General features: G+C 59.1%; 14 protein-coding genes and 1 pseudogene. 7 read left to right on the top strand and 8 right to left on the bottom strand.

Annotated elements, in window-relative coordinates; all coding sequences use genetic code 11:
• Window positions 1-155 precede the first annotated feature (155 nt).
• Window positions 156-584: an SHOCT domain-containing protein gene (locus NW863_RS02845; protein ID WP_414364237.1), complete on the bottom strand. Its 429-nt coding sequence runs from the start codon at window positions 582-584 to the stop codon at window positions 156-158.
• Between the two features lie 121 nt (window positions 585-705).
• Here NW863_RS02845 and glmU point away from each other — a divergent pair.
• The 6 genes and pseudogenes from glmU to NW863_RS02815 form a co-directional block, all read left to right on the top strand.
• Window positions 706-2,055: pseudogene (gene glmU / locus NW863_RS02840) on the top strand (bifunctional UDP-N-acetylglucosamine diphosphorylase/glucosamine-1-phosphate N-acetyltransferase GlmU); the annotation flags it as partial.
• A complete protein-coding gene (locus NW863_RS02835) occupies window positions 2,038-2,574 on the top strand; it encodes a PPC domain-containing DNA-binding protein (protein ID WP_414364241.1) in 537 nt (178 codons plus the stop codon). The pseudogene glmU and the gene NW863_RS02835, both read left to right, overlap by 18 nt.
• Before the next feature lie 116 nt (window positions 2,575-2,690).
• Window positions 2,691-3,167 (top strand): pentapeptide repeat-containing protein, encoded by a 477-nt coding sequence (locus NW863_RS02830; protein WP_414364236.1) that lies wholly within the window; start codon window positions 2,691-2,693, stop codon window positions 3,165-3,167.
• Between the two features lie 22 nt (window positions 3,168-3,189).
• On the top strand, window positions 3,190-3,483 hold the full coding sequence (locus NW863_RS02825) for a lipopolysaccharide assembly protein LapA domain-containing protein (RefSeq protein ID WP_414364235.1): 294 nt from the start codon (window positions 3,190-3,192) through the stop codon (window positions 3,481-3,483).
• A gap of 147 nt (window positions 3,484-3,630) precedes the next feature.
• A complete protein-coding gene (locus NW863_RS02820; RefSeq protein ID WP_414364234.1) occupies window positions 3,631-4,887 on the top strand; it encodes a 4-hydroxy-3-methylbut-2-enyl diphosphate reductase in 1,257 nt (418 codons plus the stop codon).
• A gap of 57 nt (window positions 4,888-4,944) precedes the next feature.
• Complete coding sequence (locus NW863_RS02815; RefSeq protein ID WP_414364233.1) at window positions 4,945-5,907, top strand: AEC family transporter; 963 nt, start codon at window positions 4,945-4,947, stop codon at window positions 5,905-5,907.
• Here NW863_RS02815 and NW863_RS02810 read toward each other — a convergent pair.
• Window positions 5,904-6,098 (bottom strand): hypothetical protein, encoded by a 195-nt coding sequence (locus tag NW863_RS02810; protein WP_414364232.1) that lies wholly within the window; start codon window positions 6,096-6,098, stop codon window positions 5,904-5,906. The two genes, NW863_RS02815 and NW863_RS02810, sit on opposite strands and share 4 nt — an antisense overlap.
• Before the next feature lie 150 nt (window positions 6,099-6,248).
• The gene (locus tag NW863_RS02805; RefSeq protein ID WP_414364231.1) at window positions 6,249-7,787 is read right to left on the bottom strand and encodes a hypothetical protein; all 1,539 of its coding nucleotides are present in this window, start codon (window positions 7,785-7,787) and stop codon (window positions 6,249-6,251) included.
• A 93-nt stretch (window positions 7,788-7,880) separates the two neighbouring features.
• Between NW863_RS02805 and NW863_RS02800 the strand changes: the two genes are divergently transcribed.
• Window positions 7,881-8,885, top strand: coding sequence for a YgfZ/GcvT domain-containing protein (locus NW863_RS02800; protein ID WP_414364230.1), 1,005 nt, complete (start codon window positions 7,881-7,883; stop codon window positions 8,883-8,885).
• Window positions 8,886-8,901: 16 nt separating this feature from the next.
• Here the strand turns inward: NW863_RS02800 and NW863_RS02795 are convergent, their stop codons facing one another.
• The 5 genes from NW863_RS02795 to NW863_RS02775 all read right to left on the bottom strand — a co-directional run.
• The gene (locus tag NW863_RS02795) at window positions 8,902-9,156 is read right to left on the bottom strand and encodes an HNH endonuclease (RefSeq protein WP_414364229.1); all 255 of its coding nucleotides are present in this window, start codon (window positions 9,154-9,156) and stop codon (window positions 8,902-8,904) included.
• A 3-nt stretch (window positions 9,157-9,159) separates the two neighbouring features.
• Entirely contained in the window at window positions 9,160-9,480 is a 321-nt protein-coding gene (locus NW863_RS02790) for a KGK domain-containing protein (protein ID WP_414364228.1), read from the bottom strand.
• 29 nt (window positions 9,481-9,509) lie between these two features.
• Window positions 9,510-9,872, bottom strand: coding sequence for a KGK domain-containing protein (locus NW863_RS02785; RefSeq protein WP_414364227.1), 363 nt, complete (start codon window positions 9,870-9,872; stop codon window positions 9,510-9,512).
• A gap of 35 nt (window positions 9,873-9,907) precedes the next feature.
• On the bottom strand, window positions 9,908-10,339 hold the full coding sequence (locus NW863_RS02780; protein ID WP_414364226.1) for a KGK domain-containing protein: 432 nt from the start codon (window positions 10,337-10,339) through the stop codon (window positions 9,908-9,910).
• A 42-nt stretch (window positions 10,340-10,381) separates the two neighbouring features.
• Window positions 10,382-10,573: hypothetical protein (locus NW863_RS02775; RefSeq protein WP_414364225.1), on the bottom strand; the 192-nt coding region annotated here is incomplete at its 5' end.

Genomic DNA, 10,573 nt, shown 5'->3' with positions numbered 1-10,573 from the left:
CGGATAGAGGTCTGACCTGCCTGATAAGCTGCTACAACTCTTTGCCGTAGATCCAAAGAATGGGTTGGCCTCTCTTCCTCCCTCTTAAAACCTGTACCCCATTTTAAATTAACAGGCTGTAGGTCGGAAATATCTTGGAGCAATCGCAGTCCCACTCAAGAGATCTCGCGAAGGTGGCGGCGGCGCTCCTCGTATTCGTCGCGGGTAATCAAGCCCTGCTTCAACTGGAGCTCCAACTGCTGCTCGGGATCCCGGACTTCCCGACCTTTCGCGCTGCTCCAGTCCAGCTCGATGAGATCCCGATTGAAGCGAAAATCGAAGTCCTCATTGGTCATGGTAAGCAACCACAGCCCTTCCAGCAGGCAGAGCGCTCGTAGCCCATAGCTGAGGATCTGCAGGGGAATAGAGGGAACCAACACCATCAGCCCCACCAGCAAGTACACCCAGCCCCAGCGCTTGTGGCCCATGTAGAAGCGCTGCAGTCCCGGGATCAGCACCCCCAGCACTGCCAGCCAGCCGGCTGCCTCGCGGACCAAGCGCTGACGTTTTTGAAGAGGGGTATCCGAGCCCTCGCTCCCAGCCATACATACCCTGCCCCACCTACACGTGCCACCAGGCTAGCGCAGTTTCCAAGGGCTTGGCAGAGGGGGAGGGAACACCAGCGCCTGCCGCGTATACTTGATGGGGGCAGATCGGAGGGCAAAGATGGCAGAGCGGGAGCTGGCCGTAGCAATCTTGGCAGCGGGCAAGGGCACCCGTATGCGGTCGCAATTGCCCAAGGTGCTGCACAAGCTGGGATCCCTGTCTTTGATCGAGCGGCTGCTGCGCACGGTGCTGACCTTAAAGCCCCAGCGCTGTTTGGTGATCGTGGGTTACGGGCAGGAGCAGGTGCGACAGACCCTGCGGGAGTACCCGGTTGAATTTGTGGAGCAGGCCCAGCAACTGGGCACCGGACACGCGGTGCAGCAACTGTTGCCCGTCCTCGGCGACTTTCAAGGGGATCTGCTGGTGGTCAACGGGGATGTGCCTCTGTTGCGGGTGGAAACCCTGCAGGCGCTGGTGGAACGCCACCGCCAAGTCCAGCCGGATGTGACCTTGCTCTCGGCCCAGGTGGCGGATCCCTATGGCTATGGGCGGGTGTTTTGCGATGCCCAGCAGCGGATCCTGGAGCTGGTGGAAGAGCGGGACTGCACCCCGGCCCAACGGCAAAATCGCCGCATCAACAGCGGCGTCTACTGTTTCCATTGGCCGGCCCTGGCCCGGGTGCTGCCCCGTTTGGAGCGGAACAACGCCCAGCAGGAGTACTATCTCACCGACGCGGTTAAACTACTGGAGAAAGCCATTGCCCTAGACGCTGAGGATCCTCAGGAAATCGTTGGCATCAACGACCGCCGCCAACTGGCCCAAGCCCACCAGATTTTGCAGGATCGCCTTAAGGAAGCTTGGATGGAAGCCGGGGTCACCTTTGTGGATCCCGACAGCGTCAGCCTGGAAGAGACGGTGGAATTGGCCCCCGATGTGGTGATCGAAGCCCAAACCCACCTGCGCGGGAGGTGCCGCATCGGGCCGCGCACCCGCCTGGGGCCGGGCAGTTGGATCGACTCCAGCACCATCGGCTCCGATTGCCACATCCTCTACTCGGTGGTCAGCCACAGCCAGATCGGCAACCATGTCTGGATAGGGCCCTATGCCCATATCCGCCCCAATAGCTGCATTGGCGACGGCTGCCGCATTGGCAACTTTGTGGAAGTTAAAAACACTCAGATTGGCTCCCACACCAACGCCGCCCACCTGGCCTACCTAGGTGACGCCAAGCTGGGATCCCAGGTCAACATCGGCGCCGGCACGATCATCGCCAACTACGACGGCCAGCAGAAGCACTTCACAGAAATCGGCGATCGCAGCAAGACCGGCGCCAACTCGGTGCTGGTGGCCCCCCTCAAGGTGGGATCCGATGTCACCATTGCCGCCGGCTCCACCATCCCTGCCCGCTACCCTGTACCCGACGACTGCCTGGTGATTGCCCGTGCCTACCCGGTGGTCAAGCCCGGCTGGCGACCGGGGAGCGCTGCTGCTGCTGGCTGCCAACAGCCTCTACCCACGGGATCCCTCAAGATCTACCCCCTACGCCTGCTGCCCGGCCAAGACCTCAAGCAGGAGCTGGAGCGCTTTGCCCGCCAACAACCCCTGCAGGCAGCCTTTGTCCTCAGTGCTGTTGGCAGCCTCAGCCAAGCCACCCTGCGTCTAGCCGACCAAACGGAGGATTACTTGTTGGCCGAGCGCCTGGAGATCCTGGCCTTGAGCGGATCCCTGTGCCCGGACGGCGTCCATCTCCATCTGGCTGTTGCCGATGCCCAAGGCCGAACTTGGGGAGGGCACCTGCGCCCTGGCTGCCTCATCTACACCACCGCCGAGATTGTCCTTGCCGACAGCCTGGAGTACCGCTTCTCCCGTCAGCCGGATCCGGCCACCGGCTACTTGGAGCTGCACATCCAAAAGGTAGCAGAAGCAACCCCGCCCTCTCCCCAGAGGGCAGATGAGACAGCGGCGGGGATCCCTTCTTGCCCGCCGTGAACCGCGAGCGGCTGTAGATAGACGGTATAATGGCCAACATCTAGCATTGAGTCATCAGCACCTCATTTGGCAATTAAGGGTTGCTGGATAAACTCGGCGATTGGGGGTACCCGGCTATGCCCCGAGTGACCACTGCAGATGAGCTGCTGGCAAACTATGCCGCCGGCGAGCGCAACTTTCAAGAATCCAACCTGGTGGGTGTGGACTTGGTGCGTGCCACCCTGCAGGGGGTGAATCTGAGAGGGGCCAACCTCTCCTTTGGCAAGCTGAGCGGGGTTAACTTGCAGGAGGCGGATCTGCGTGGAGCCGATCTCAGCTCCGCCAACCTGATGGGGGCCAACCTGCGCGGTGCCAACCTTTGGGAAGCCAACCTCATTGGCGCCGATCTCAGCTTTGCCGATTTGCGGGAAGCCAACTTGCACGGGGCCTACCTGTGGGAAGCCAAGCTAACCCGTGCCCAACTGCAGGGATCCGATCTGAGCGGGGCAAAAATAGGCGGAGCGGTGCTGATTGGTGCCGACCTAAGCGGCGCCATCCTGCCCGATGGCACAGTGCAGCCCTGGCCTGCGCCGTCGGCCAGCAAGGCAGAATAGAACTGTTGCGACGGGATCCCTCATGCTGCTGCTGTTCCACTTGGCCTTGACACTGCTGTTGGCTTTGGGAGTGGCAGTCCTGGCCGGACAAAACCCCACCCCTCTGACCGTCTATTTTCTAATGTGGCGCTCGGTGGAGCTCCCCTTGGGGTTTCTCATCGCCGCGGCCATCGGCCTGGGTTTGTTGACGGCGGGGCTAGGCTCTTTGCTTTGGCCGGGGCGCAGCTTCTCCCTGACTGCCCGTCAGCTCCAGGAACGGCTGCAGCAACTGGAAAGGCAAGATCAGCCGCCTCCTGAGAGCGCAATCTCTCGGTAGCTGCCCTGGCTCTTGTGGATCGAGTCTGGGATCCCTTCGGATTTTTGGGGGCTGCCCTGCCGCCGGGGTGACCTACGCACTCAAGACAGGGCGTAAGCTGAGAGAGGATCCCTTTGCTGTTAGCGGTGCACAGACCAAGTGACAACCATGCCTCATTCCCAACCCTCTTCTCCGGCTAGCTCCCCCCAGGATCCGCGTGCCCTGCGCAAGGCTCTGCGCAGCTCCAGCACCTACTTTGCCAAAGGGTTTGAAGAGCACAAGGATCAAGCGCAACGGGAGCTGCAAACCACCTACAAAAGCTCGCTGGTGGAGCAGATCCGCGCCCAGTCCTACTGCTATCGGCAGGGGGATATCACCATCCATCTGGCCAAGGCGTTTGGCTTCTGCTGGGGTGTGGAGCGGGCGGTGGAATATGCCTACGAAGCGCGGCGCCGCTTTCCGGATCGGCAGATCTGGATCACCAACGAGATCATCCACAACCCTCTGGTCAACCGCCACCTACAGGAGATGGGGATCCGCTTTGTGGAGAAAGGCCCGGATGGCAAGAAGGACTTCTCCCAGATCCGGCCCGAGGACGTGGTGATCTGGCCTGCCTTTGGGGCCAGCGTATCGGAGATGGAGTTTTTCCGGTCGCAGGGCAACGAGATCGTCGATACCACCTGCCCCTGGGTGTCCCGCGTCTGGAACCAGGTGGATAAGCACCGCGCCGCCCAATTCACCTCTGTCATCCACGGCAAGTACAACCACGAAGAAACCGTAGCCACCAGCTCTTTTGCCGAGAAATATCTGGTGGTGCTGAACCTGGAAGAAGCGCAATGGGTCGCCCGCTACATTTTGGAAGGCGGAGATGCGGCAGAATTTCGGCGGCGCTTCGGCAAGGCCACGTCTCCCGGCTTCGATCCGGATCGGGATCTGGAGCGGATTGGCATTGCCAACCAAACCACGATGCTGGAGGGGGAAACGCGCGCCATTGCCAAGCTGTTTGAGACCACGATGCTGCGCAAATATGGCCCCCAGGAGCTGGATAACCACTTCATGAGCTTCAACACCATCTGCAACGCCACCCAAGAACGGCAGGATGCCATGTTTGAGCTGCTGGAGCGGCCCTTGGACGTGGTGGTGGTAATCGGCGGGTTCAATTCCTCCAATACCACTCACCTGCAGGAAATTGCCCTGGCCAAGGGGCTGCCCTCTTTCCACATCGATGGCCCCGACTGCATCCAGCCCCCCAACTGCATCCGCCACAAGCCCCTCCACCAAGACCCAATTGTTACCGAGGGTTGGTTGCCCGATGGGCCGGTGCAGATCGGCATCACCTCCGGTGCCTCTACCCCAGACCGGGTGGTAGAAGAGGTGATTCTGCGCATCTTTGCCCTGCGTGAACAGCAGCAGATCCCTGCCTGATGGATTGCCAGGACAAGGCTGGGATCCGCTTCCTCTCCCTCCTAGGGCCACTTGGGCGTGCTCACCACACTTTTCCAGGTTTATCTCCCCCTCTTGGGCTGGACACTGCTGGGGTTTCTCCTGCAAAGGAGGCTGCCCCCTACTTGGAGCCGCTGGCTGTCTCCGCATGCGCTGGGCCGCTTCATGTTTTGGGTAGGGGTGCCCCTGGGCACAATTGGATTTATGCGGGGGGTAGATCTCTCCGGCCAGATCTGGGTGGCCCCGTTGGTCTGCTGGCTGGCAACCGGGCTAGGATTTGCCCTGGCCAACGCCTGGCTAAGATGGCAACACCACGCCTGGCAGGGGAACAAAGATGGGGATCCCTGGCTTTGGAGCAGGGGGCGGCGCGGCAGCTTCTATCTGACAGCCACCCTGGGAAATACGGGTTATTTGGGTTACCCCATCTGCTTGGCGGTGGCCGGGAGCGCCTACTTTGGCTGGGCCCTGTTTTACGACCTGTTGGGCACGCTCTTTACGGCCTACGGGCTGGGGGTTTGGGTGGCCAGCCACCACAGCCCCTCCCACCCTCCTCCCTGGCAGGCAGCGACTCGACTGCTGAGCAGCCCCACCCTGTGGGCCTTCTTTGTCGGCCTAGCTCTAGCTCGCCAACCCCTGCCGGGGTGGCTCTCTCAAGGATTGGTTGCCTTCGCCTGGAGCACGATTCCCCTCAGCCTGCTGCTCCTCGGGATCCGACTGGCCCAAGTAAAACGCTGGGGATCCTTTCGCCCTGCCGCTGTGGCTCTCCTCATCAAAATTGTGATTGTCCCTCTCTTGGTTGGCCTGGGGTTAACCTTGACTCCCTATCCCCCCTTGGCCAAGCTGGTGCTAACTTCGCAGGCTGGCATGCCCCCTGCTATTGCCACCCTGGTGCTCACGGAAGAATACGACTTGGATCGGGAGCTTACTGTAACGGCCCTGGCCGTAGGCTACTTGGCAGCTTTGTTTACCCTGCCCCTTTGGCTGGGGTTATGGGGATCCTAGTAGGCCAGGTGAGAAAGGGTTTGCTCGAGGTAGCAATGTACCAAACGATCCAGCTCAGACTCCTGGCTGGGCAGTTCCCGTCCTTGGAGCCATCCTCGGAAGCCCGAGCTTTCCACAATGGCCTGGCGCAACGGCTTCCAAACTGCTTGGGCGCGCCGTTCTGTATCGGGGCTGAGAGCAGGACTGGTCATGATTTCTGAGGAGGAAGCTGAGAGCAGACTGAACTCAGAATAGCCCGGATCCCCGTTGGCTTTGGCTTCCTAGGATACAAATCTGCCTATCTCTCTCCCCTCTCCCTGAGGAAGAGGGGCTGAAGGCAAGGCCAAGAAGCCCAGGGATCCCTAAACGAACAATTGGCTGCGCTGCTGGATGCGCAGGGTTGGTCCCAAGGCATTGAGGAGGGCAACGCCATAGCTGCGGGCAACGATGCGGCTATCCAAAATCGCCACCCAGCGGGTGGGCAAGCCGGAGGCTTCATCTGCTTCTGCGCCTTGTCGCAGAGGGGCGACAGCCCGCTGCAATTGGCTGGCCGCCACTGGCAAGAGGTATTGGCGGAACCAGTCCTGCTGGGTGCGCTGCAGATACTGCACCCGTCCGGCCACTCTTGGATCCTCCATCGAGGGAAAAGGCAGAGTGGCAATCGCCAGCAGCTCTGGACAGGGTAGGCTGGCCTTGTGCTGCAACCAGTAGGGCCAGTCGCAGACCAAAATGCCCTTTTCTCCGGGAAATAGGCTGTTTACCCGTACCCGCGAGCCAAATTCGGCAGCCAAAGCAGCCCCCACCTGTACCTGCAGAGGTTGATCCGACACCAGCACCACCACAAAGCCCTGCACCTGCGGGATCAGGCTCCTTAGCTCCTGCAACAGGTGCTCCCGGAAGAGGGGGCTGTTGGGCAAGGGCAGCCGCGGCAAGTAGAGGGAAAGGCTCGGCAAAGGCTCCCCGCCGGAACGGATCCAATCCTCGCCTGAGCTGAAGCGCAAGGGTGTCAGATCTGGCAAGCCCAGGCGCCAACGATAGGCCTCCGCCTGCCGATCCAGATCCAGGGCCTCGCCGATGATCACCACCGGCTGAGTGGCCCAGATGGGCGCCAGCCACTCGTGTAGAGCTGCCGGGCTGTGGTGAAGGGTGAGGCGACCAGTCTCGCGGTCAGTTTCTGCCCACCAAACCCAGCGGGAGGTGGGATCCCCCTCGGCGCTAAGCCTGCAGCGGATTTGATCCCAAGGATCTGGCAGCCAGCCGGCGTAGCCTACCACCAGAGACAGCGCTGCCTCCAGGTGAACCTGTTCATCCGCCTGGAGCAGGCAGCGGGAAAGCGGTCGCCGCAAAAGCTGCAGGGCCAAATTTACCTGGGCCTGGGAAAGCCGCTCCGCCTCGGCAGGGAAGATCTGCCGGAGCTGCTGCCAGTGACTGGCTTCCAGGGTGACCGTCAGCGCCTGGTAGGCCCAATCTTCCAGGTCTTCGGCTCCGTCTAGGATCAGAGGGATCCCGGTCGGTACCTCGGCTCCCCTTAGGCGAGCCCGCAGCCAATCCAGGGGATCTACCAACAGCAGCCCCTGAAAATCGGGATCTGGCCAACGGTCTTTTTGCAGGACGGGCTTGTGCAACTGCAGGGTCTGCCGGAGCCAAGGGATCTCTTCTCCCAAGATTTGCGCCTGCACGGGCACCGTGGCACAGAGCAACGTGGCATGCGGCCACATCAAGGCTGGCAGCAGATAGCTGAGGCGGTGCTGGCCCCCAGCAGGCACTTGGATCAAGGTGCTGCGACCCAACCGCAATCCCCGGGCCACCATGCGGGCCATCGTCAACTGATGGGGCCACACGGCTTCGGGAGACTGCCGCAAAAGCTGTCGCAACTGTTGGTGAACCTCAACCTCGATCACAGTCAGTACACCAAGGATCTGCCACAGACGCTAGGGTAAACTAGCCTATTCTAGGGTAGGGAAGAAAACCAAAGAGCACCCCTGGGGTGAGCGATGTCTGTTATTTCTGCTGTTCACACCACCTTGACCACGCAAGAGCAAGCCGCCGCGCAGAGGGGATCCCTGCTTTTGGATCGCTCTGAATGGGGTCGCCTGCGCCTGCAGGGATCCCCCGGCTTGGACTATTTGCACAGCCAGAGTACCCAGAATCTTAAGGCCCTTGCTCCCGGCCAGGGGGCGGATACGGTTTTCGTTAGCCCCGCAGCAGGGATCCTCGATCTGGCCACGGTGTATGTGGAAGAAGAGGCTTCCTGGATCTGGACTTCGCCGCAGCGGCGCAGCCTGCTGATGCAGAGCCTGGGGCGTATGTTGCCCTTTGTGCGGGGGGCCCAGCTAGCCGATGCGACTGACCAGACCTTTGCCTTTGGGCTAATTGGCCCCCAGAGCCAGGCTCTTCTGGAGAAGGTGGTGGCTGCAGAAGAGATCCCGACAAAACTGTACGAACACCGCCAGGTGGCGATTCAGGGGATCCCTGTCCATTTGGCCTGTGGCAGCGGCCTTGCCCAGCCGGGATTTACCCTCTGGGGCAACCTAGAGCACAAAGCTGCCCTTGCCGACTGCCTGCTGCAAGCTGGAGCGGAGCTGGCCTCACCTGAACTTTGGGAAGCCCTGCGCCTGGAGGCCGGTCGCCCTGCCGCCGACCGCGAGCTAACCCCCGACTACAACCCTCTGGAAGCCGGCCTGTGGCACGCCATTTCCCTCTCCAAAGGGTGTTACATTGGCCAGGAAGTCTTGGCCAAGCAGGTGACCTACCGGCGCATCCGCCAAACCTTATGGGGGATCCGCCTCCAGGGCGAGGCTCAGCCCGGTGCCGACATCGTGCGGCAAGGAGAAAAGATTGGTGTGTTGACCAGCGCTGGTTCCACCTCCCAAGGCTACTGGGGCTTGGGCTATGTGCGCACCAAGTTCGAGCCGGCTGAAGGGTGGGAGGTGGAAGTCGGTTCTGTAGCAGGGATCCTCACCCGCCCGCCCTTTTTGAGCTTTCCGCCTGTTGTTTGAGGTAGATCTCAGCTCCCTAGAGATCGAAATGGCGGCGAAAGCGGGGATCCCACCTGTCCTTTTTGCGCTGATTACAGACTTTGCACAGGGTTTGCAAGTTGCTGATGTCGTTGCTGCCGCCCTGGGCAAGGGGGACGATGTGATCAACCTGAAGCTGCACCTCTGGGGGCGATTTGCCACAACTGCGGCAGCGGAAGCCATCCCTTTGGAAGACATACTCCCGCACAGATGCTGGGATCGGGATCCTCTCACCAGGTTTTTTCTCTTTCATCCATTACTCACCTGTATTGCGAAAACTATCTAGTTCCGAGTCTTGAGATGGGCTATCGGGAACAAACTCGAGACAAACTTTAAGGGATACCTTTCCCTCAGCCCAATCCTTTCTAGGCTGCAGGATTCGGGATTTTACTCCCTCTACCAAAGCTCTAATTTCTACGTGAATCTTTTTTGAGCGAAGGTGGCTATTTGTTCGTGCAATATCTGCAAGAAGGTAATCAATAATTGCACTGTGCAAAACACTAGGAAGATAGATTTGGTCGCCAATCGCAACGGCAGTTTCTTTATCATCTGCTTTGAGAATTATCGAGTCAAGCATGTCTTGTTTCCTAGTGCTAATAGACCTGGCTAATCGGCATCCTTTCGAAGGTCATCCAGAGAAGATCCATCGCTTGCTGATCCTGGATCTTCTGGCTCAAACTCAACTATTAGCCTTACCCTAACTCTGCCATCAACCCATGGCAAGCTAGGACGTAAAAGTTTAACAGGGATCCCTCTCGCATCAGTTATTTGGTAAAAATTGACCGAGCCAGGAATGTTTTTGGCTCTAAGTTTGTCATATAAACGAGATCCAAAGTTATTATAAGCACTTTCCAAGCAAGCCCAAATAAACTCTTTTGAGTAGATCAGGCCTCCTCCTATATCAATGACGGTGTTTGGAGAAGCATCTATCTCGACAAAGCGATCCTGAGGTTGATCGTTGCTTGACACTGACCCAGCCTCCTAATGCATCCCGCTAACTTAAGCTACTCCTTGTCTGTGCGAAGGTCATCTAGAGGGGATCCATCGCTACTTTCTGAGCCCGTACGCTCTGGCTCAAACTCTACAGTGATCCGCAATCTGACCCTACCTTTCTCCCACTCCTTCTTACCCGGTACCAAGAGCTGACAGGTAAGGCCCTGATCAAACCACTTGGTTTCTTGCAGTAACTTTTCTAACTTTTCTTCAGATCCGGGAGGAATAGGAATAGGAGGAAGAAAGCTACTGGCAATACTAATCAGGTTTTCCGGTGGAAGGATCCCCGAGGATCTCAAGGCTGTAATAAACAAGCGATTGAGCTCTTCCTTTTTGGCCAAATCCTCTTGGGCAGCTTTGACCAGGCTAGCAACCTTGAAAGTTTTCTCCCCTATGGAGAGAACCCCTTCTAAGCATTGCTGCAAGGGCAGGGCCTTAGGCAACAAAACTTCACCTCCTCAAATAGTAGGGAGAAACAAACTACTTTATCTCAGATCGTCAAGTATGCTGTCCAGCTCGGGGAAAATCTTACCTAAGTCGGAGATCTCATCACTCGGCCCACTTTCGCTCGCTGGCTGCTCGGAAGAACCTGCTGAGCTGTCAGCTAATTCACCGGTCGAAGAAGGTTTCAGTAAAGAAATCGAGGGCAAAAGTTCACGACCTAGGCCCATAGCCTG

It is taken from the genome of Synechococcus sp. B60.1, from assembly GCF_047462555.1.
In the GTDB taxonomy this organism is placed as follows: Bacteria; Cyanobacteriota; Cyanobacteriia; order Thermostichales; family Thermostichaceae; genus Thermostichus.
The sequence above is the reverse complement of the archived record's forward strand: the minus strand, read 5'-3'. Positions and strand labels throughout refer to the sequence as shown.

Coding starts and splice junctions, on each gene's coding strand:
- NW863_RS02825 (WP_414364235.1), top strand. CDS start 3,190: ATGCTGCTGCTGTTCCACTTGGCCTTGACACTGCTGTTGGCTTTGGGA.
- NW863_RS02800 (WP_414364230.1), top strand. CDS start 7,881: ATGTCTGTTATTTCTGCTGTTCACACCACCTTGACCACGCAAGAGCAA.
- NW863_RS02830 (WP_414364236.1), top strand. CDS start 2,691: ATGCCCCGAGTGACCACTGCAGATGAGCTGCTGGCAAACTATGCCGCC.
- NW863_RS02845 (WP_414364237.1), bottom strand. CDS start 584: ATGGCTGGGAGCGAGGGCTCGGATACCCCTCTTCAAAAACGTCAGCGC.
- NW863_RS02820 (WP_414364234.1), top strand. CDS start 3,631: ATGCCTCATTCCCAACCCTCTTCTCCGGCTAGCTCCCCCCAGGATCCG.
- NW863_RS02790 (WP_414364228.1), bottom strand. CDS start 9,480: ATGCTTGACTCGATAATTCTCAAAGCAGATGATAAAGAAACTGCCGTT.
- NW863_RS02795 (WP_414364229.1), bottom strand. CDS start 9,156: ATGAAAGAGAAAAAACCTGGTGAGAGGATCCCGATCCCAGCATCTGTG.
- NW863_RS02810 (WP_414364232.1), bottom strand. CDS start 6,098: ATGACCAGTCCTGCTCTCAGCCCCGATACAGAACGGCGCGCCCAAGCA.